A 20148-nucleotide genomic window follows, 5' to 3' on the forward strand; every position below is an offset into this window, starting at 1 on the left:
GATGAGATTTCCCATCACGCAAGTGAGTAAGACCCCTTAGAGATGATGAGGTTGATAGGTCTGGTGTGGAAGCGTGGTGACACGTGGAGCTGACAGATACTAATCGGTCGAGGGCTTATCCTTAAAAAGCATAACGTTTGGAAACGTCGTATCTAGTTTTGAGAGAACATCTCTCAATATAATTTGGTTCAGTGATGATGGCAAAGAGGTCACACCCGTTCCCATACCGAACACGGAAGTTAAGCTCTTTAGCGCCGATGGTAGTTGGGGGTTTCCCCCTGTTAGAGTAGGACGTCGCTGAGCCAATACATATTCCACAGTAGCTCAGTGGTAGAGCTATCGGCTGTTAACCGATCGGTCGTAGGTTCGAGTCCTACCTGTGGAGCCATATTGGAGAGCTGTCCGAGAGGTCGAAGGAGCACGATTGGAAATCGTGTATACGGTCAACCCCGTATCAAGGGTTCGAATCCCTTGCTCTCCGCCAGATACATACTCTCTAGCTCAAAAATCTGGCCCGTTGGTCAAGCGGTTAAGACACCGCCCTTTCACGGCGGTAACACGGGTTCGAATCCCGTACGGGTCACCACTTATACATAATCATTTAAAATATGGAGGATTAGCTCAGCTGGGAGAGCACCTGCCTTACAAGCAGGGGGTCGGCGGTTCGAACCCGTCATCCTCCACCATTTACTTTTATATCATATTAATATCATCGCGGGGTGGAGCAGTCTGGTAGCTCGTCGGGCTCATAACCCGAAGGTCGCAGGTTCAAATCCTGTCCCCGCAACCAATATTATTTCATGTTACAACGTTGAGAATCTTCTTGACCATGAAATATCTGTAGTGCCCATAGGGTGCAACCAATATTATTTCATGTTACAATGTCGAGATTACTTTTTGATCATGAAATTAAGGTGCAACCAATTTTGGACTCGTGGTGTAGTGGTTAACATGCCTGCCTGTCACGCAGGAGATCGCCGGTTCGACCCCGGTCGGGTCCGCCATTTTTATTTAAACGGTGGCTTTACAACACCAAGAATTTTTCTTGGCTCGATAGCTCAGTCGGTAGAGCAGAGGACTGAAAATCCTCGTGTCGGCGGTTCGATTCCGTCTCGAGCCACCATTTTTTTTGCCGGTTTAGCTCAATTGGTAGAGCAACTGACTTGTAATCAGTAGGTTGGGGGTTCAAGTCCTCTAGCCGGCACCAGTTTTTTCTTCCTTAATTGGAACAAAAAACTTATTGAAAAACAGGGTGATTATGTTTTATAATAAAACCTGTCTTCATTCGTGGAGGGGTAGCGAAGTGGCTAAACGCGGCGGACTGTAAATCCGCTCCCTCCGGGTTCGGCGGTTCGAATCCGTCCCCCTCCACCATCTTTTATTCCTTATATAGGGGCATAGTTTAAAGGTAGAACGAAGGTCTCCAAAACCTTTGGTGTGGGTTCGATTCCTACTGCCCCTGCCAATTTTAATACTGTGGCGGTCGTGGCGAAGTGGTTAACGCATCGGATTGTGGTTCCGACATTCGGGGGTTCGATTCCCCTCGTCCGCCCCATTTAAATTGTTGGGCTATAGCCAAGCGGTAAGGCATCGCACTTTGACTGCGACATGCGTTGGTTCGAATCCAGCTAGCCCAGCCATTTTTATTTTTATAACATAAGATGATTTTAACAACATATTATAAGTTAATTAAATGTTTGCGGAAGTAGTTCAGTGGTAGAATACAACCTTGCCAAGGTTGGGGTCGCGGGTTCGAATCCCGTCTTCCGCTCCATTTTTGTTTTCTGGCGGCATAGCCAAGTGGTAAGGCACGGGTCTGCAAAACCCTTATCCCCCGGTTCGAATCCGGGTGCCGCCTCCATAAATTCCAATTCAAAAGATTCAAATGCCGGTGTGGCGGAATTGGCAGACGCGCACGACTCAAAATCGTGTTCCTTCTGGAGTGTCGGTTCGACCCCGACCACCGGTACCATTTTACTTAACTTAACATTTAAACTTAAAACTTCTCACCTTTGTGGGGAGTTTTTTTATTTGCTTTTAAACTTTATACTTCAATTAACGATGAACATATTCAAGTTACGAAAGGGTACTGATCCAATGGGAGATTTCTTCACTAAAATGAAAAATGATCTAGGCATCACTTTAAATGATGTTCAAAAAAATGCTGTTATAGAGACAGAAGGACCCCTTCTATTACTTGCTTCACCTGGTTCTGGGAAAACGACCACAGTCATTATGAGAATCGGTTATTTGATTATGGAAAAAGGGATTCATCCTTCTCGTATAAAGGCCGTTACATTTAGTAAGGCGTCAGCTAATGATATGAAAGAGCGTTTCAGAAGATTTTATCCTGAACTTCCTTCTGTGGACTTTTCGACCATTCATAGCTTTGCTTTTGAGGTAGTCAGGAATCATTATAGAAAATTGGGAATCCCTTTTACAATTATAGAGGGTGATCACGATTCAGATGAAAAAGCAGGATCGGCAAGAAACTTTCAACACAACAAAAAACTTATGCTGAGGCATTTATTCAAGTCTGTAGTTGGGGAAAACATAACCGAGGATCAAATGGAGGAGCTCACCACTTATATTAGTTATATAAAAAACAAGATGATACCTATTGAACGTTGGTCAGAAGTTTCTTGTGATGTTCCGAAGGCTGAAGAGATATTTAAACAATATGAGGAACTCAAAGGTTCAGATTTAAATCATGTGTTGTTAGACTTTGATGATATGCTTACGATCGGAAATGACGTATTGGAAAAGAATGCGCAGGTGTTACGTCATTATCAAAATCGATACGACTATTTCTTAACGGATGAAAGCCAGGATACTTCGCTGGTGCAGCATTCCATTATAGAAAAAATGGTTTCTACTCATCGAAATTTATGTGTTGTGGCCGATGATGACCAATCTATTTATAGCTGGAGAGGTGCTGAGCCTTCCTATTTGCTTAAATTTAAGGAAAAGTACAGTGATGCTTCTATTTTGTTTATGGAGCAGAACTATCGCTCATCTGAGGATATTGTTAACGTTGCTAATTCGTTTATTAAAAGAAATAAAAATAGATATGAAAAAAATATGTTCACTCAAAATCCTTCGCAGCAACCGATTCAAGTAAAACATCTCGTTAATTTTAAGGAACAATCAAAATATTTAGTCCATGAATTGAATGACAGCGTTCATTTAAAAGAAATCGCCGTCTTATATCGCAATAATTCATCATCCATTGGCTTGATGAATGATTTTGATCGTGCTGGAATTTCTTTTTATATGAAGGATGCTGATAATCGTTTCTTTTCACATTGGGTGGTTCAAGATATATTGAATTTTATGCGTATGAGCTTTACGGACAAGAGGCCAGACATTCTTGAAAAAATTCATTTGAAATTTAACGGCTATATTACGAAGCAGCAGATGCAAGCACTCAAACAACTGAATAATAACGATTCTGTATTTGATAATCTGCTGAAGCATGTAAAATTACAGGAGTATCAAGTTAAACTTCTGAAGACTAGTAAAGAGACGTTCAAAGAAATGAAAGGTATGAAGCCTCTTCAGGCCATACGTGTGATTAGAGATGGTTTAGGATACGATAAGGCCATAGAAAAAATCAGTAAAAGCCTTGGTTTTCGAATGGAGTATTTAGTGGGCATCTTAAACACACTAGAAGAAATTGCAACAGAACTAGAGAGCCTTCAGGATTTTGCTAAACGATTAAAACATCTCGAAGTTGTTTTGAAAACAGCAAAAAAGAAGAAAGGGCATGAAGCCATAACCCTTTCTACCTTTCATAGTGCGAAAGGACTCGAATTTGAGAGGGTATATATGATTGATGTAGTAGATGGAATCATACCATCTAAAGAAGATCGTACAGATCATTTATTGTTAGAAGAAGCAGCTCGTTTATTTTATGTAGGTATGACGCGTGCCAAGAAACAATTAAGCCTAGTGACGTATCCTTATCGAGATGGGAAAAAAGTCGAGGAGTCTGTGTTTGTAACTGATGTAAAAAACATATTAGATCCCACAAGAATGTTGAAATCTGAACCAGCAGTAAAAAAGAATGTAAAGAAGATAAATGGAGTTCCTTACAATCCGAATAGCATCAAAAAGAAAGAAGAATTATATGTTGGTCTAGCCGTTAATCATCGTGTGTTTGGAACAGGAGAAATTACTGAGATCAGCGGAGAATTTATTACTTTAAAATTTCAATCAAAGGAAAAGAAATTATCCATCAGTGCTTGCTTAGAGATGGGACTATTGGAGCCTTTGGTAAAAGCATAATCACCCATCTCAAAATCCAAACCTATATTATAACAGGACTTACTACCTTATTATTATTTAATATTTTACAATTTTCTGATAAATAAGAAGGATTTATTCCTGTCTCTTCCGAATAATACATTCTAGTAGAAGTGAATACCTGTTCATTTTTACAGGATGTATTTTATTTTTGGGGAGAACGGGGGTAAAGGGATGAACGCTTTTCGTTTGTTTATGGCAGAGATGGCGAAGTTGGCAGGTAAAAAGGGTCTGCTGATCTCAGTCATTGCTGCGTTGCTCGTACCTGTCGTCTATGGTGGTATACTTCTTTCACCAAAATGGGGACCGTATGACAACTTGTCAAACTTGCCTGTTGCTGTAGTCAACAAGGACAAGGGTGCATTATCGGACGATGAACCGATTAATGTAGGAAAAGATCTAGTCGCAGACTTAAAGAAAGGAAAAGATCTCGGTTGGGAATTTGTAAGTGCTGAGGAGGCTCAAGAAGGTCTTGATAGTCAGAAATATTACATGGTTATCGAGATTCCTGAGGATTTCTCACAAAGAGTAACAACCGTTTTAAGTGATAATCCAGAAAAGCTTCAACTTACGTATATTCAAAACGAAGGATTAAACTTCATGGCAGCACAAGTGACAAGAAGTGCTACTGAAAAGCTAAGAGAAAAACTAGGGGATAAGATTACTGAGAAGTATGCGAACAATATGTTTGCCAGTCTCGGTGATGTATCTGAAGGATTTCAATCAGCTGCAGATGGATCTGCAAAATTAAATACGGGGATGACAGATCTTCGTGATGGAACAAGCACACTTTTGCAATCGCTTACAAATAAAGCGGCTGATATTTCAAAGCTAGCGAGTGGTGCAAAAGAACTTCAAAATGGTGTCGGACAAATGGCAAGCTCTCTTTCAGCAAAACAACCAGATATTAGTAAACTGGCAAACGGTTCATCGCAACTAAGTGCTGGTACGAAGGAACTGCTTTCGTCCCTTCAATCTAAGTCGGGTGACATTTCGAAGCTTGCGGCAGGTTCAGCTGCAGCCAATGAAGGAACAGGACTTTTATTACAAAATTTAAAAGATAAACAATCAGGAGTTAAAGACTTAGCGGCAGGTGCGAGACAACTTGGAGACAGCATACCGCAACTTAAAGCTGGAACAACGGGAATCTTAACAGGACTAAAAGGTGTTCAAAGTGCGATCAAGAATGAAATCGCTCCTGGAACACAACAGATCTCACAAGGAGTTGCTCAAGTAGCAGATGAATCTGCAAAGCTAGGTGCGGGGCTGCAAGTGTTATCAGCTGATCTGCAAGCATTCTTGAAGCAGCATCCGGAACTGCAAACTGATCCTGCTTTTATGAAGATCTATGGTACGAGTCAAGCCATTACAGCAGCTGCAACTGATCCTGCAAAAGCCCAGAAGCTCCAGGCACTAAGTCAAGGTGCTGCAAAAATCGCAGGAGCTTTCACCGTAAATGCTGAACCTAATCCAAAGTCTGTCGCTGATGGGGTAAACCAGCTAGTTGCTGGCCAAACGTCAGTAAATAACGGTGTTGCTACATTAAGTCAAAAGGTACCTTTGCTTCAACAAGGGACGGCGTCTATTGAGAGTGGCTGGAACACGATGGTAGGTAAGGTAGGAGAGCTGCACGCAGGTACGTCTCAAATTGCAGCAGGAAACCAATCGGTCAATACGGGTTGGACGTCTCTGACAAAAGGTGCTTCACAGCTTAATGACGGTGCAACCCAAGTATCGGCGGGTAACTCTTCGGTTGAAAAAGGATGGCGTGATCTAACTTCAGGCGCAACAAAGATTAATGATGGTATGTCACAGGTTAGTGATGGAAACGCAACAGTTGAAAAAGGCTGGGGTGATTTAACAGAAGGTGTAACAAAATTAAATGACGGTGCCGGAAAATTAAATGATGGAAGTAACGAGTTATCATCTGGTCTAAAAGATGGTGCAGAGAAAACAGGTGCGATTAAGGCGGCCAATGGTAAGAATTTAAGCATGTTTTCTTCGCCTGTTGAGTTGAAGAGTGAAACGGTAAATAAATATCCACTCTATCGTGATTCAACAGCTCCTTATGTTCTTTCATTAGCACTATTCGTTGGAATCTTAATCATGTCGATGTTCATAAACTTTAGAAAGCCAGAAGAAGTTTCAGCGTTCTCTTGGTTTGGTGCTAAATTCATGAACCTAGGTGCTCTGGCTGTTGTACAGGCATTACTTCTTTCGACAGTTGTTCTACTCGTCTTAAATGTAAAAACTGAAAATCCACTAGGTTTTATAGCTTTTGCGGTTTTTGTTAGTTTGGTATTCACAGGAATCGTCTTATTGTTCGCGTCATTAGGAAACATCGGACGATTCATCGCGTTCGCTTTAGTGATTCTACAGCTTTCTACGACAGGTGCAAATCTGCCGATCGATATGTTGCCAGAGAATTTGCGTGCGCTAAGTGAGTTCTTGCCGTTCACTTATTCCATCGCTGGATTTAAGGCATTGATCTCATTGGGTAGTACGAGCTCTGCATTCTCCAATATGGGGATATTGTTCATCTATCTATTAAGTTTTAGTTTATTGTCGATCGCCGTCTATCTGTTTGCAAAACCAAAAAGCGAACCGAAAAATCTAGATTTAGCGAGCTGATTATAATCTAATCGTTACAATAAAGAGTTCCTGGCAACTTAAGCCGGGAACTTTTTTTGAATCTTCTTCTTGTACACTGAATATGTAGGTGTAAAGGAGGTTATTTCTCTGATGTATAGAGACCGGCGTGCCACAGTCTGCCTGATTTTAATTACTGTCCCCTTCGTTTCAATCCTATTTATAACGGCTGATATTTTTCACTACATGCATATGATTAATGGGCTGATGATTAGGCTTTTCCAATCCGTTCGCTTGTTATTTGTCATGGTAATCCTTTTTCTCTTTTCTATCCTTGTATTATTTCGATATTTATAGATGAGTCCTATACCCCTTTTATAAAGGGGTTTTTATTTTTATAAAAAAGCATAATGTTTTATCAGGAAAATAAAATAGTTCAAAAGCCATACATATCTCATCATGAGGAGGAGATTTAATGAAATGGGAATTATCCATTGTTAAGAGGAAGTGGATCTACTTAAGCTTAATAGGACTTGTTTTAGTAGCGGTTAGCGCTTTTTCAGCACATGCAATAGGTTTCAACAAAGCTTCTGTTCTTCTCAAAGATAAAAAAGTTGTAGCAAGGGAAATTGATGGTGAAATTAAAGAATGGAAAAAAGAGTTAGAAAGTATAGAAAAAAACGTTGAAGCGATGGAGGAAGAAAAGAGTAACAAACAAGCCGAATTGGATGGGCTTCTAATACAGGTTGACGAAGCTTCGGAATTGATCAGTCAAAAAGATGCGATTCAAAAAGAACTAGATGAATTGGGCGTTCAAGTAAAAGGACAGAAAGATGAATTAAAAAAACTTAGCGGTGAGATCGCCAATAAACAAAATGAGCTAGATTCTTTAAATAAAGGCATTCTAGTTAAAAAGAAAGAGCCACGAACTTTAGTGGCAGGCGTTTTTATAGCAGGTAAAGATATAGCGCCAGGGAGGTATAAAGTAGAGCCGGTGAACGGATTTGGAAATTACTTTGTGAATGGAGGCAGTAAAGTCAATATCATCTTAGGAAGAGGAGATGACCTGTTCCTTCCTGAATATGTGTTTGAATTGGATGAAGGAGACGAGATTGAAGCAACATTGTCTGTGAAATATACGCTAGTAGAATAAAATATCAAGTCTGATAGCAAAATTCCAATAAAATGTTTGAAGAACTTGTCATAAATGTCCTACTTGCTGCTTATATATAGAACAAGTTAGTTGTAGGTTTTAATGCAGGGCTTCGTTGATCCAATGAAGCCCTGCATTTTTTTGTTTTTTTATGATGTGAACATGAAATACGGCGAGTTCGAGCAATAATACGGCGAGATTCAATGATAATACGGCGAGTTTCTCCATTAATACGGCGAGTTTTCATCGTATATCGGCGAGTCGACAAATAACAACACGATAGGACTGTTTCCAAAAGCGCCAAAGAACAACTTAGCCCTCATCGTAAGCTAGCAGTTAAATCACCTGGATCTCAGCACTCCCACCATTCACTTGAGTGAACATCTTGGCCATAGATTCCAACAGCTCATGAGCCTCACTCTTATCCATAGAGGGCTGGAGGTACACGATATGTAGCGCATTTTTAACACTCTCATCCACCATCGTGCGCTTAGAATCAACGATTGGACTGCCAAATGCACCAACCTCGTCTCTAGACAGCAATTTGCCTTCCATATTCATCTCACGTCCATTTAACCCTTCATATGTATCTTCAGCGCTACCAAGATCAATCTCAACATCACCTTCAATCTCATCAAGGTTATAAAGACCGATCGGAATAGCAAATCGAATAGAGAAGAAGTTGTTTACATCGACGCCTGAATTGATCGGAGGTAGGTCCTTGCCGCTTAACACCCGTCGCAACAATGCTTCTGAGGCGGGACGATATCTGGAAGGATCAATTCCAATAGACTTGAACACTTTTCGATATTCCGCAACACCAGGGTAATCGGCAGCATTTTTTTCTTCAAGTCGCAAGGATTCTGTAAATAGCTGGAACCTGCCTTTAATCATTTGCGGTGATTCGCTAATCGCGATATTATGGTATGTAATTGTGCCTATTTTAAAGTTCGGTACAAGTTCGTTTAGTTTAGGATTAATTGTGATCATCATGTAACCCCGTTTCATATTTGAGTAATAGTAGTTTATCATAATTGTAGAAAATAAATGTAAAGGAGGGATATGCGTGACAAGTGCCCAGTTGAAGGAAGAGATCGTTGCATATAGTAAAGAAATCGGAATCGACAAAATTGGTTTTGCACATGCTGATGTATTTGCCGAGCTCAAAGAACGTCTCCGATTACAACAAGACCTTAACTATCAATCAGGATTCGAAGAAAGTGATATAGAAAAGAGAACAGAGCCTGATCGGCTTCTGTCTGGTGCTTCCAGTATCATATCGATCGCTCTTGCATATCCCTCCAAGATGAAAGATGCTCCAAGAAGTATTCGAGGAGAGCGCAGGGGAATTTTTTGCAGAGCATCATGGGGTAAAGACTACCACCATATATTAAGAGAAAAGCTCTCATTACTGGAAGCTTTTATTATAGAGAAAGTTCCAGGTGCCGCTGTGAAATCAATGGTAGACACAGGTGAACTATCGGATCGGGCTGTTGCTGAAAGAGCCGGGATCGGATGGAGTGCGAAGAACTGTGCGATCATGTCACCTGAGTTCGGTTCTTATATGTATCTTGGCGAAATGATTACAAACATTGCATTTCCTGCAGACACACCAATGGAAGATCAGTGTGGTTCGTGCAACAAATGTGTCGATGCATGTCCGACTAATGCTCTAGTACAAGGAGGACAGCTTGATTCGTCAAAGTGTATCGCCTTTTTAACGCAAACGAAAGGATTTCTGCCTGATCAGTATAGAGATAAGCTCGGTAACCGTTTATATGGGTGTGACACGTGTCAGACCGTATGCCCTGAAAATAAGGGGAAAGATTTTCATCATCATATGGAAATGGAGCCTGATCCAGAGATCGTAAAGCCTCTTTTAAAACCGTTGTTGTCGATAAGCAATAGAGAGTTCAAAGAAAAATTCGGTTACATTTCAGGCAGTTGGAGAGGAAAGAAGCCTATTCAACGAAATGCGATTATTGCTTTAGCTCATTTTAAAGATGAAACAGCCATTCCGGATTTATTAACGGTCCTTCATCATGACCCACGACCCGTCATAAGAGGCACTGCGGCATGGGCCATTGGTAAGATTGGCGGAGAAAATGCGGAATTAGAACTATTATCTGCAAAAGAGAGTGAAAAAGACGATTTGGTCACGCTAGAGATTGAAAAGGGACTGAAAATGGTTCGAAATCAAGAAATTTCGTAATCGCATATGTTTGGAGTGTCCGATATAGTAAGGTCAAGTAATGAAAAGAAGGGATAATTATGTGTCAGATTAAAACGTTACTCTATTACGAAGAAATGGAAAGCGTAATCGGACCGTTAACAATCATTGCAACGGAGAACGGAATCTGCCGTCTCGATTTTGGTTCAATGGAGGATAACCTTCCAACTTTACGTTCATGGATGGCGAAACATTTTATTAAGGGAGAGCTTATACACTCTCCAGAACGATTGGACGATGCCATTCAACAACTACACGCTTATTTTGCAGGCAATCTGCATGAATTTAGTGTGAACTATGATTTATTTGGTACCGCTTTTCAAAAAAAGGTATGGAACCAGCTTACGAGTATTCCTTATGGCGTAACTTGTTCATATAAGGAAGTCGCTCAAGGCATTGGTGCACCTAAGGCCGTTCGAGCTGTAGGCAGCGCAAATAATCAAAATCCAGTACCTGTTTTTATTCCATGTCACCGAGTGATTGGAAGTAATGGAGCACTTGTAGGCTATGGTGGGGGATTAGATAAAAAAGAAATATTGTTATCGATCGAACAGAATAGCTGCAAGAAGACATCCTAGAGAGCCCTTAAAGGGTTCTTTTTTTTGATATCCCACTCATATGTTAGTAGAAGCAGGAGGGATGTCTGATGTGGATGGAAACACTTAAAGCTTATATCCAAAACCAATCTCAATGGATGATACATGCAGATGCAGACGGAAGAGGTTACTTTTTACGAGAAGAACAAGAGAGCTTCATTCGAAAAAAACAAATGTATACCGATAGAAATGCGTTTATCGTGAACAACCAAACGAACGGAAGCGTCTTACGAACGACTGAGTCTGAGGATAAAGTTCAGGTAGATTATCTCGTCCATTACAGCTTCTTGATCAAACACGGGTTTGATTTCTATGTGGAAGAGATCTCTCAAGAGCGACGAGCTACGTTTCAAGATGGTGATATGAAGAGCGATGAACCTGTGAATGTGGAAGGTAACTATAGAGAACTTCCGAAGATCGAGCGGGAGAACGAATCGATTACACCTACGAAAGGCGGTTATGATCGGCTTGCTGCTGTACGCTATGCAGAGAGATGGTGGAATACGTTTAATCCTGCCTATAAATCTTTTGAGAATGATTGCACGAATTACATTTCTCAAAGTCTGCATGCAGGCGGCATTCCAATGACTTCTCAATCGATTAAGTCGAAGGGGTGGTGGATGAGAAATAATTCTTGGAGTTATAGCTGGTCAGTAGCCAATGCGATGAGATGGTATTTGAGCGGCTCAAAATCGACGCTTCAAGCACAAGAGAAATCAGCGGCGCATCTTCTTTTGCCGGGAGACGTGATTTGTTATGACTTTGATGGAGATGGTCATTATCAGCATACGACGATTGTGGTCGCAAAGGATCCTTCAGGAGAACCACTCGTAAATGCCCATACAACAAACAGTAGAATGAGATATTGGGGCTATGAAGATTCAACGGCGTACACAAAGCGTATTCAATATAAATTTTTTCATATTCTTTAAGAAGAAGCTTGCCTTCAGAGAGTGATATTCCAAAAAAAGTGCTATAATAAGTACTTGTTGGAATATTGTTTTTGAGGTGAGCTTTTTGGCTATACATGTTGTTTTATTCGAACCGTTAATTCCTGCGAACACAGGAAACATCGCACGTACTTGTGCCGGAACAGGTGCACATCTGCATCTTATTCATCCACTTGGATTTTCTTTAGAAGACAAATACTTAAAGCGTGCTGGCCTTGATTATTGGGAGCATGTAAAGTTGTCTCATCATGATTCGTTGGATGCTTTTTATAATGAATACCCAAATGGGGAGTTTTACTATATCACCAAATTCGGTGAACAGACGTACTCAAATTTCGATTACTCCGATTCCAAGAAAGATGTTTTCTTTGTTTTTGGAAAAGAAACGAAGGGACTTCCGCGTGAAGTGATTGATGCAAACATGGAAAGATGTCTGCGTATACCGATGAATGAACACATTCGTTCATTAAACCTATCGAATACAGCTGCGCTATTAATCTATGAAGCATTGCGGCAACAGAGTTTTGGAGAGTTGAAATAAGCTTTTTCTTACTGTAAGTGGTTAATTTCCGTTACAGGTGCTCGCTTCCGTGGGGCAGGCGGTGAGCCACATTCGCAAGTTTCACTTATAAGTGTCTCACCTGCCCGCCTGTCCCACAGGAGTCTCCCACCTTACACTCCAATCAACTTGTCAATGAAGTCCTACCTTTGAGAGAAAATAAAAAAACGTCCTGATGAAAAAGGGACGTTTTTACTTCCATATGTATATGGATTAGTTTTTTCCAGGACGATCGTTATAGCCTGCTGTAAAGATGGCAGTCAGGAAGGCGAGCATCACGAGTAGGATGAGGATAAAATCCATTTGAACTCCTCCTTTGAAAGTAGTATTATTCTTTCCAGTATCTTTTCTCATTATAAATGAAAACGGTTTTCATGGGAATGTATTTCTGCTGAAATTTAACAATTCGAGGGGATTCGTGCAAGCATAAATGAAGAAAAACGTATATATGACAGGGTATCTTCCCTTGTTTTCTATTATTCTGTTCAGTTCGGGGTTTGCCATTTATTTTGAAAGACTCTTAATCGATAAGCTTACCTACTTTGGTGTTTATCAGGGGATGCAAGAATTATTTAAAGATCATGTCATTCATTTATCGATCGGTTTTTGTTTGTTTCTGCTGTTCTTTATGATGTTTGCAGCTCTTAAGCTGCTGTCTGACACGCTAACGCAACTTGGACTGTTCTTTTTTTCAAAAGATACAGAGGGAAATCTGCTTCAGCAAGGAAAAGGTGGGAGTTGGTACTTTTTTATAGGCGGTATGCTCTCGATCGCGCTGAACCATTCCGTGCTGCTGATAGGTATTGTGTTTATTGTTGCATCTCTTTTGTACTTTTTTCAATTCTTATTGCGGATCAGCTACAGTTTATCAACCATTGGTATCATGGGCATGGTATTTCTGCACTTATTCTTTTGGACAGGTTTCGGCCTGCTTGTGGTCTATACGGTGATGCGTTTGTATAATGCGTTCGTGGCGGCTATTACATAGGGAGTTAGGTAAGAGTTGTCGAATATTGTAATCTCGCCGATATTTGTTAAAAACTCGCCGTATTGAGGGCTATTTACACCGTAATACTTGAAAAACTCGCCGTATTTTTTATGAATCTCGCCGTATTAACATGAATATACTTCTTGTTGTTAGCTTCACGATAACTAATGCTCAGCCAAAAACCCTGTCACTCTTGTCGTGACAGGGTTTTTTCTCAATTTTGATAAGCTTTTTTCATAATATCACGCCAGATCATGACTTCGGGTGATGAATTCTCAATAGAACGAAGACTGCTTGGTGTGTCACGGCCTACCCAAACGCCTGCCGTATAACGATCAGTCAGTCCGATAAACCAAAGATCCCGTACATCGTTTGTTGTTCCAGTCTTACCTCCAATGTAGGAGGAACCCGCAAAACGAGCATCTCTTGCAGTACCTGAAATCGTTACGGCTTCAAGCATCTCGCGCATTACGCTATTTGTTTTCTCACTCCATACTGAAACGGGCTTCTCTTTCCAAGCATATAACAGCTTACCATTCTTATCTTTTACAGAAGTTATCAACCTAGGTTTTACAAATGTCCCACCAGAACTAAATGCAGTATACGCACTGGTTAGTTCAAGAGGCGAAAAGCCTTTTGAGAATCCGCCGAGCGCGCTTGCAAGCTGATGATCTTCTCGCGTTACAGCAGAAAATTCGAAGGGCTGCAAATAAGAAAATGCCTTATTCACGCCTGTTTTACGGAGTACTCTAACAGCCGCGGTGTTGATGGAACTCGCCATCGCTTTTTTTAAGGAGACTGTTCCGTAAGAAGCTCCTCCATAGTTGTTAGGGCAATAGTTATCTTCACACATACTTGCTGCAGAAATGAGCGATTGTGATTTTGCACCGTACACATCAACATAAGGAGCATAGACGAGAAGCGGCTTAATTGAAGAACCGGGCTGTCTTTTTGCTTGAGTGGCACGGTTGAATTCTTCTAAACCAACATTCTTTCCGCCAACTATAGAGACGATCTGTTTTGAAATATGATCGACAACAACGACAGATCCTTCCACATCGTTATAGGGCAACCGGTTATTCAAAGCACGCACTGCTTCTTTTTGTAGCTTAGGATCTAATGCAGTTTCCACGACAACACCACTTGTTAACAGCTGATCACGCTTTAGCAAAAGCTCTTCTGCTGTCAGTCCTTTGTTAGCGGGAGCAGTCGCTATTAAACTTAGAAGTTCTTTTTTTACATAACCCACGATTTCAGGGAAGGGAACGACAGGCTGTGAAACCTTTAATTGAATGTGTTGACTAAGTGATGCTTCATAAGTAGCTTCGTTGATGTATCCTTGCTCTTTCATCTTCAATAAAATCCACTTTTGGCGTTTTATCGTGTTCTCAAAGTTAGTTAGAGGATCGTACAGCTTTGGGTTGTTTGGAATAGCCGCTAGAAGTGCTGTTTCAGCTAACGAAAGTTCACCGACCGGTTTGCTGAAGTAATAACGGCTAGCCTTTTCAATTCCATACACACCATTTTGAAAATAGATCGAGTTGATGTATAGCTCTAAGATTTTTTCTTTTGATAACTGTTGTTCAATTCTGTATGAGATTAATAACTCTTTTAGTTTTCGGTCGTATGTACGTTCGTGTGTTAGAAATAGATTGCGTGACAGCTGCTGTGTGATTGTACTGCCGCCTTGCTGAACAGACCCTGCTGATGAATTTGTAATAAAAGCCCGCGCGATCGCTTTTCCATCGATTCCATGGTGCTGGTTGAATCCTTGATCCTCCGTAGCGATAAAAGCTTGACGCACAGGTTCAGGAATTTTGTTGTAGTCTAGGTAAACACGGCTCTCAGTACTTTTAAACTCATAAAGAAGATCACCGTTTCGATCAAGAAGGAGACTGTTTTCATCTAATTTCATATTCTCCACTTGAGCAAGGGAAGAAATGGCTTTTTGAAAAGGAACATAGTTTTCGTGTTCCGTTCTTAAACCCATAAATGAAAAGAGCACGATACCGAACAGTAAGAGCACTGATATAAGGCCAAGCTTTTGATTCATAACGCTTTCTCCGTTTCAAAACATAAGGATAAACATATTTTACCATGATTGTGCGAATGGGAATTCCAACTTTTTTAAATAAAAATCGCTATTCAAACAGAATGATTACGGACATCCCCGCATAGAGTAGATTAACACTTGATGGAGCCAATACAATCAAGGAGGTACTCATGGATATTTTATCGAGAATCCAACTGCATCGTGAAGAAGAACAGCGTTTAGCCTGGGAAGGTACCTTCGCTGAATACCTTGATATTTTACGAGATCGGCCATTTGTTGCCCAGTCTGCGCATTCAAGAGTATACAACATGATCAAAGATGCTGGCATTTCAGAAAAAAATGGTCAGAAGGTGTATCATTTTTTCAGCGATCAGATTTTTGGATTAGAAGAATCAATCGAACGACTTGTTGAAGAGTATTTTCACCCTGCCGCTAAACGCCTTGATGTTCGTAAACGTATCTTATTGTTAATGGGACCAGTATCCGGTGGTAAATCCACTTTAGTTACAATGCTCAAAAGAGGTTTAGAGCAATACACAAAAACACCTGCAGGAGCGGTCTATGCAATTAAAGGCTGTCCGATGCATGAAGATCCGTTACATCTTATTCCACAGAACTTAAGAAAAGAGTTTTTTAATGATTACGGCATTCGAGTAGAGGGAAGTTTATCTCCACTTAATACGATGAGGCTTGAACACGAATATGACAGTCGCATTGAAGATGTTATGGTAGAGCGTGTCTTCTTCTCAGAAGATAAGCGAACAGGGATTGGTACGTTCAGTCCATCTGACCCTAAGTCACAAGATATCGCTGACTTAACGGGAAGCATCGACTTCTCCACGATTGCAGAGTACGGATCAGAATCAGATCCCCGTGCCTATCGCTTTGATGGAGAATTGAATAAGGCGAACCGAGGAATGATGGAATTTCAGGAAATGCTGAAGTGTGATGAGAAATTTTTATGGCATCTCCTTTCTCTTACGCAAGAAGGAAACTTTAAAGCAGGAAGATTTGCATTGATATCAGCGGACGAATTAATCGTCGCGCATACGAACGAATCAGAGTATCGGTCGTTTATCGCCAATAAGAAAAACGAAGCCCTGCATTCAAGGATTATCGTGATGGGCGTTCCGTATAATTTAAAAGTTTCAGAGGAAGAAAAAATTTACGCGAAGATGATCTCAGAGAGTGATATGTCTCATGTTCATATTGCGCCACATGCTCTAAGAGTGGCAGCTACGTTCTCAGTGCTAACGCGGTTAAAGGATTCTAAGAAACAAGGAATGGATCTTTTGAAGAAGATGAGATTGTATGACGGTGAGATCGTAGAAGGTTTCAATCACGTTGATCTTGAGGAACTGAAGAAAGAGTTTGCTGATGAAGGGATGTCTGGTATCGATCCGCGTTACGTGATCAACCGAATATCGTCAGCGATCATCCGCAAAGAAACACCTTCTATCAACGCACTAGATGTGTTGCGTTCATTAAAAGACGGGCTTGATCATCATGCATCCATATCGAAGGAAGATAAAGAGAGGTTTATTAACTTTATCTCGGCAGCTCGTAAAGAGTACGATGATATTGCGAAGAAAGAAGTTCAGAAAGCGTTCGTTTACTCGTACGAAGAGTCTGCAAAAACGCTCATGGACAATTATCTCGATAATGTTGAGGCGTATTGTAATAAGAATAAATTACGTGATCCGCTTACTGGTGAAGAGATGAGCCCGGATGAGAAGTTGATGAGATCGATCGAAGAACAGATCGGAATCTCTGAGAATGCGAAAAAAGCATTCCGTGAAGAAATTTTGATCAGAATCTCTGCATATGCAAGAAAAGGAAAGAAATTTGACTATAATTCTCATGAGCGGTTAAGAGAAGCGATTCAAAAGAAATTGTTCGCAGATCTTAAAGATGTTGTAAAGATCACAACATCATCCAAAACCCCTGATGAGTCACAACTGAAGAAGATTAATGAAGTCATCGCCCGTCTAGTGGATGAACACGGCTATAATACGACTAGTGCCAACGAACTACTAAGATATGTTGGCAGTTTATTGAACCGATAAATATGGCAACACACCCTGTACACGAGTTAAGTCTGTCAGGGTGTGTTTTTTTACAGAAATTTAGGGGAAACTAAACAAATTGCAGAGTATAATTTACATTCATATTTATGTTAAAAATAATTGAACTTGTATTTACTTACTTAAAAATGGTAAATTGATACTAATAAGCTAACTAAAGGAAGTGAGCCCGATGAGCTCGACTAAAAAAGAAAGAAACGGATTAACGGATTGGATAAAAGCAATTGGTGTTGCACTTATTCTAGCTATTATTATAAAAAAGTTTTTGATTGAGCAATACGTGGTTTATGGTGAGTCTATGATGCCTACTATCCAAAATGGCAATCGATTGATCGTGAATAAGATTGGGTATGAGATCAGTCAGCCGGAGCGATTTGATCTGATTGTTTTCAAGGCAAATCCGAAAGAAGATTATATCAAGCGGGTGATTGGTCTACCGGGTGATCATATTGCATACCGAGATGACAAGTTATATATCAATAACAAACTAGTGGAAGAACCTTATTTAAAGGAATTCAAACGCTTTGCTGGTAATCGGACACTGACTGGCAACTTTACGTTAGAAGAGATTACAGGGCATGATACAGTACCAAAAGGGAAGATTTTTGTACTTGGTGACAACAGACTTCACAGCATCGATAGCCGTCATATCGGTTTTGTTGAGATGACTGATATCGTGGGCGAGGCTAACATCCGTTATTGGCCGATGGATGAAATGAAAGTTTTTAATGGTTTTAAAAAGGAATAAATGGGGAAAAATTCTGTAAGAGGTGAATCCCTATGACAAAACAAAATAATGAACCTAAACGAAAAAATAGCTCAATGGTATCCAACTTTGAAGAAATGAAAGAACACGGAAAAGTGATGGAACACGTCTCCACTAACGAAGAAGTTCGTAAAAGTGGGAAAACGCCAGACCCCGAGCAGCATGACAAAGAAGAATATGATAAATAAATACAAAACAAAGCCTTCTTTTCTTTTTTAGAAAAGAGGGCTTTTTTATCGTGAAAGTTTAGCAATTCTAAGAAGTACGTGCATATGATAGTGTAACCAACCCTTTTTTTCTGATAATAGCGGATTGTTACAAGCAAGTTATGCCCCGGGTTGATCAAGAACAAGCAGCATTGACTCTTGCTGCTCTGGAGGGGGAAAACGATGAGCGAGCCGGAAAAGAACAATTTTGTTGTGTCTCAGGAAAACTGGTCCCTCCACCGAAAAGGATATCAAGATCATCAAAGGCATATGGAAAAAGTGCAGGAAGCCATTAAAAACAACTTGCCGGATTTGATAAGTGAAGAGAATATCATTTTATCCAACGGGCGTGATGTGATTAAGATTCCAATCCGTTCTATGGATGAATACAAAATCCGATACAACTACGACAAGAACAAGCACGTAGGCCAAGGTGATGGAGATAGTCAGGTGGGGGATGTAGTAGCCAGAGATGGACGTGCCGGACAGAGCGGGGCCGGAAAAGGGAAAGGACCTGCAGGCGACAAACCAGGTGTCGATTATGCAGAAGCTGAAGTTTCAATCATTGAACTAGAAGAGATGCTGTTTAAAGAACTAGAACTGCCTAACCTCAAACAAAAAGAACAAGACCAGATTGTAATGGAAAAGATCGAATTTAATGATGTTCGTAAAAAAGGGCTCATGGGGAACGTGGATAAAAAAAGAACAATTCTAACAGCGTTCAAACGAAATGCTTTGATCGGAAAACCAAGTGTTGCTCCTATCCATAATGATGATCTTCGCTTTAAAACATGGAACGAAGTCGTCAAACCTGAATCCAAAGCCGTCGTCCTCGCTATGATGGATACTTCAGGTTCGATGGGAATCTGGGAAAAGTATATGGCGAGAAGTTTCTTCTTCTGGATGACACGCTTTTTGCGGTCTAAGTATGAGAAAGTAGAGATTGAATTTATCGCACATCACACGGAGGCAAAAGTTGTATCAGAGGAAGACTTCTTTAACAAAGGTGAAAGTGGAGGAACGATCTGTTCATCTGCTTATCGTAAAGCGCTTGAGTTGATCGAGACGAAATATTCATCGAGCCGTTATAACATTTATCCGTTCCATTTCTCTGATGGAGATAACCTTACGAGTGATAATGCAAGATGCGTGAAACTCGTTCAACAAATTATGGAGCATTCTAATATGTTTGGTTATGGTGAAGTGAACGCGTATAATCGGCATTCTACTTTGATGAGTGTGTATAAGAATATGGATAATCCGAAGTTTAGTCATTATATCTTGAAAGAAAAAGCCGATGTGTATCATGCTATGAAGAGCTTTTTTAAGAAGAATGAAGTGAACATTTAAGTTTTACTCTTAGGGGTCTTTGAAAGAAGTCGACCTCCGTTACAGGTTGCTCGCTTTCCGCGGGGCAGGCGGTGAGCCACATTCGTTCGTTTCACTCTTAAGTGTCTCACCTGCCCACCTGTCCCGCAGGAGTCTCGCACCTTACACTTCAGTCAACTTGCGATGGTGAAAAAATAAAACTGACTTGATCGTAACAATCTTTTTGAGAATTCTAGATAAAATTCCAAGCAATAGTCAATTAGGAATGAGTTTATAGAAAACGACTTTCATAAAAAGACCAATCGCCCGCATCCATGTATTGGATGGCGGGTTTTGTTGT

General features: G+C 40.5%; 14 protein-coding genes, 15 tRNA genes and 2 rRNA genes. 29 read left to right on the forward strand and 2 right to left on the reverse strand.

Translation table 11 applies throughout. The annotated features are described in order from the left end of the window. From ACOZ9X_RS11245 to ACOZ9X_RS11340, 20 genes are all read left to right on the forward strand, one after another. Positions 1 to 123, forward strand: a 23S ribosomal RNA gene (locus ACOZ9X_RS11245); the annotation flags it as partial. A 64-nt stretch (positions 124 to 187) separates the two neighbouring features. Next, positions 188 to 303: ribosomal RNA gene (gene rrf, locus ACOZ9X_RS11250) — 5S ribosomal RNA — on the forward strand. Positions 304 to 313: 10 nt separating this feature from the next. Continuing rightward, positions 314 to 388, forward strand: a tRNA-Asn gene (locus tag ACOZ9X_RS11255). A 4-nt stretch (positions 389 to 392) separates the two neighbouring features. Continuing rightward, a tRNA-Ser gene (locus ACOZ9X_RS11260) sits at positions 393 to 484 on the forward strand. A gap of 27 nt (positions 485 to 511) precedes the next feature. Beyond that, a tRNA-Glu gene (locus tag ACOZ9X_RS11265) sits at positions 512 to 586 on the forward strand. 24 nt (positions 587 to 610) lie between these two features. After that, a tRNA-Val gene (locus ACOZ9X_RS11270) sits at positions 611 to 686 on the forward strand. 27 nt (positions 687 to 713) lie between these two features. After that, positions 714 to 790 (forward strand) — tRNA-Met (locus tag ACOZ9X_RS11275). A 138-nt stretch (positions 791 to 928) separates the two neighbouring features. Beyond that, a tRNA-Asp gene (locus ACOZ9X_RS11280) sits at positions 929 to 1004 on the forward strand. Between the two features lie 43 nt (positions 1005 to 1047). Continuing rightward, positions 1048 to 1123: transfer RNA gene (locus ACOZ9X_RS11285), tRNA-Phe, on the forward strand. Between the two features lie 8 nt (positions 1124 to 1131). Further along, positions 1132 to 1207 (forward strand) — tRNA-Thr (locus ACOZ9X_RS11290). 82 nt (positions 1208 to 1289) lie between these two features. Continuing rightward, a tRNA-Tyr gene (locus tag ACOZ9X_RS11295) sits at positions 1290 to 1374 on the forward strand. A gap of 17 nt (positions 1375 to 1391) precedes the next feature. Then, positions 1392 to 1465: transfer RNA gene (locus ACOZ9X_RS11300), tRNA-Trp, on the forward strand. A gap of 14 nt (positions 1466 to 1479) precedes the next feature. After that, positions 1480 to 1555: transfer RNA gene (locus ACOZ9X_RS11305), tRNA-His, on the forward strand. Between the two features lie 10 nt (positions 1556 to 1565). Continuing rightward, positions 1566 to 1640 (forward strand) — tRNA-Gln (locus ACOZ9X_RS11310). 59 nt (positions 1641 to 1699) lie between these two features. Beyond that, positions 1700 to 1774, forward strand: a tRNA-Gly gene (locus ACOZ9X_RS11315). A 12-nt stretch (positions 1775 to 1786) separates the two neighbouring features. Next, positions 1787 to 1861, forward strand: a tRNA-Cys gene (locus tag ACOZ9X_RS11320). Positions 1862 to 1887: 26 nt separating this feature from the next. Next, positions 1888 to 1972, forward strand: a tRNA-Leu gene (locus tag ACOZ9X_RS11325). A gap of 125 nt (positions 1973 to 2097) precedes the next feature. Next, a complete protein-coding gene (locus ACOZ9X_RS11330) occupies positions 2098 to 4287 on the forward strand; it encodes an ATP-dependent helicase (protein WP_423418935.1) in 2190 nt (729 codons plus the stop codon). A gap of 192 nt (positions 4288 to 4479) precedes the next feature. Further along, complete coding sequence (locus ACOZ9X_RS11335; RefSeq protein WP_423418277.1) at positions 4480 to 6936, forward strand: YhgE/Pip family protein; 2457 nt, start codon at positions 4480 to 4482, stop codon at positions 6934 to 6936. 433 nt (positions 6937 to 7369) lie between these two features. Continuing rightward, on the forward strand, positions 7370 to 8047 hold the full coding sequence (locus tag ACOZ9X_RS11340) for a hypothetical protein (RefSeq protein WP_423418278.1): 678 nt from the start codon (positions 7370 to 7372) through the stop codon (positions 8045 to 8047). Positions 8048 to 8383: 336 nt separating this feature from the next. On the opposite strand, the gene ACOZ9X_RS11345 is transcribed toward ACOZ9X_RS11340, so the two are convergent. Further along, positions 8384 to 9040 carry a B3/4 domain-containing protein gene (locus ACOZ9X_RS11345; protein WP_423418279.1) on the reverse strand — a complete coding sequence of 219 codons (657 nt, stop codon included), beginning with the start codon at positions 9038 to 9040 and terminating at the stop codon, positions 8384 to 8386. A 73-nt stretch (positions 9041 to 9113) separates the two neighbouring features. On the opposite strand from ACOZ9X_RS11345, the gene queG reads away from it, so the two are divergent. From queG to ACOZ9X_RS11370, 5 genes are all read left to right on the forward strand, one after another. Next, complete coding sequence (queG, locus tag ACOZ9X_RS11350; protein WP_423418280.1) at positions 9114 to 10259, forward strand: tRNA epoxyqueuosine(34) reductase QueG; 1146 nt, start codon at positions 9114 to 9116, stop codon at positions 10257 to 10259. A 59-nt stretch (positions 10260 to 10318) separates the two neighbouring features. Beyond that, on the forward strand, positions 10319 to 10855 hold the full coding sequence (locus ACOZ9X_RS11355) for a methylated-DNA--[protein]-cysteine S-methyltransferase (RefSeq protein WP_137790631.1): 537 nt from the start codon (positions 10319 to 10321) through the stop codon (positions 10853 to 10855). A gap of 68 nt (positions 10856 to 10923) precedes the next feature. After that, complete coding sequence (locus ACOZ9X_RS11360; RefSeq protein WP_153236540.1) at positions 10924 to 11805, forward strand: amidase domain-containing protein; 882 nt, start codon at positions 10924 to 10926, stop codon at positions 11803 to 11805. 85 nt (positions 11806 to 11890) lie between these two features. Then, the gene (trmL, locus tag ACOZ9X_RS11365) at positions 11891 to 12364 is read left to right on the forward strand and encodes a tRNA (uridine(34)/cytosine(34)/5-carboxymethylaminomethyluridine(34)-2'-O)-methyltransferase TrmL (RefSeq protein ID WP_423418281.1); all 474 of its coding nucleotides are present in this window, start codon (positions 11891 to 11893) and stop codon (positions 12362 to 12364) included. A 448-nt stretch (positions 12365 to 12812) separates the two neighbouring features. Beyond that, positions 12813 to 13370 (forward strand): DUF5366 family protein, encoded by a 558-nt coding sequence (locus ACOZ9X_RS11370; protein ID WP_423418282.1) that lies wholly within the window; start codon positions 12813 to 12815, stop codon positions 13368 to 13370. Positions 13371 to 13584: 214 nt separating this feature from the next. Here the strand turns inward: ACOZ9X_RS11370 and ACOZ9X_RS11375 are convergent, their stop codons facing one another. Next, positions 13585 to 15423, reverse strand: coding sequence for a transglycosylase domain-containing protein (locus ACOZ9X_RS11375; RefSeq protein WP_423418283.1), 1839 nt, complete (start codon positions 15421 to 15423; stop codon positions 13585 to 13587). 170 nt (positions 15424 to 15593) lie between these two features. Here ACOZ9X_RS11375 and ACOZ9X_RS11380 point away from each other — a divergent pair, with 170 nt between their 5' ends. From ACOZ9X_RS11380 to yhbH, 4 genes are all read left to right on the forward strand, one after another. Beyond that, positions 15594 to 17489 carry a PrkA family serine protein kinase gene (locus ACOZ9X_RS11380; RefSeq protein ID WP_416730581.1) on the forward strand — a complete coding sequence of 632 codons (1896 nt, stop codon included), beginning with the start codon at positions 15594 to 15596 and terminating at the stop codon, positions 17487 to 17489. 190 nt (positions 17490 to 17679) lie between these two features. Then, positions 17680 to 18255: a signal peptidase I gene (gene lepB, locus ACOZ9X_RS11385; protein WP_423418284.1), complete on the forward strand. Its 576-nt coding sequence runs from the start codon at positions 17680 to 17682 to the stop codon at positions 18253 to 18255. Between the two features lie 32 nt (positions 18256 to 18287). Next, a complete protein-coding gene (locus ACOZ9X_RS11390; RefSeq protein WP_423418285.1) occupies positions 18288 to 18461 on the forward strand; it encodes a hypothetical protein in 174 nt (57 codons plus the stop codon). Between the two features lie 201 nt (positions 18462 to 18662). Further along, positions 18663 to 19829 (forward strand): sporulation protein YhbH, encoded by a 1167-nt coding sequence (gene yhbH, locus ACOZ9X_RS11395; RefSeq protein ID WP_137790625.1) that lies wholly within the window; start codon positions 18663 to 18665, stop codon positions 19827 to 19829. Positions 19830 to 20148 lie beyond the last annotated feature (319 nt).

The organism is Fictibacillus nanhaiensis, assembly GCF_049537595.1.
GTDB classification, from domain to species: Bacteria; Bacillota; Bacilli; order Bacillales; family Fictibacillaceae; genus Fictibacillus; species Fictibacillus nanhaiensis_F.

Excerpts from the sequence above, each read along its gene's own strand:
- ACOZ9X_RS11360 (WP_153236540.1), top strand. The coding sequence starts at position 10,924 with ATGTGGATGGAAACACTTAAAGCTTATATCCAAAACCAATCTCAATGG.
- ACOZ9X_RS11335 (WP_423418277.1), top strand. The coding sequence starts at position 4,480 with ATGAACGCTTTTCGTTTGTTTATGGCAGAGATGGCGAAGTTGGCAGGT.
- ACOZ9X_RS11375 (WP_423418283.1), bottom strand. The coding sequence starts at position 15,423 with ATGAATCAAAAGCTTGGCCTTATATCAGTGCTCTTACTGTTCGGTATC.
- ACOZ9X_RS11330 (WP_423418935.1), top strand. The coding sequence starts at position 2,098 with ATGGGAGATTTCTTCACTAAAATGAAAAATGATCTAGGCATCACTTTA.
- ACOZ9X_RS11340 (WP_423418278.1), top strand. The coding sequence starts at position 7,370 with ATGAAATGGGAATTATCCATTGTTAAGAGGAAGTGGATCTACTTAAGC.
- ACOZ9X_RS11390 (WP_423418285.1), top strand. The coding sequence starts at position 18,288 with ATGACAAAACAAAATAATGAACCTAAACGAAAAAATAGCTCAATGGTA.
- ACOZ9X_RS11380 (WP_416730581.1), top strand. The coding sequence starts at position 15,594 with ATGGATATTTTATCGAGAATCCAACTGCATCGTGAAGAAGAACAGCGT.
- ACOZ9X_RS11370 (WP_423418282.1), top strand. The coding sequence starts at position 12,813 with ATGAAGAAAAACGTATATATGACAGGGTATCTTCCCTTGTTTTCTATT.
- lepB (WP_423418284.1), top strand. The coding sequence starts at position 17,680 with ATGAGCTCGACTAAAAAAGAAAGAAACGGATTAACGGATTGGATAAAA.
- yhbH (WP_137790625.1), top strand. The coding sequence starts at position 18,663 with ATGAGCGAGCCGGAAAAGAACAATTTTGTTGTGTCTCAGGAAAACTGG.
- ACOZ9X_RS11345 (WP_423418279.1), bottom strand. The coding sequence starts at position 9,040 with ATGATGATCACAATTAATCCTAAACTAAACGAACTTGTACCGAACTTT.
- ACOZ9X_RS11355 (WP_137790631.1), top strand. The coding sequence starts at position 10,319 with ATGTGTCAGATTAAAACGTTACTCTATTACGAAGAAATGGAAAGCGTA.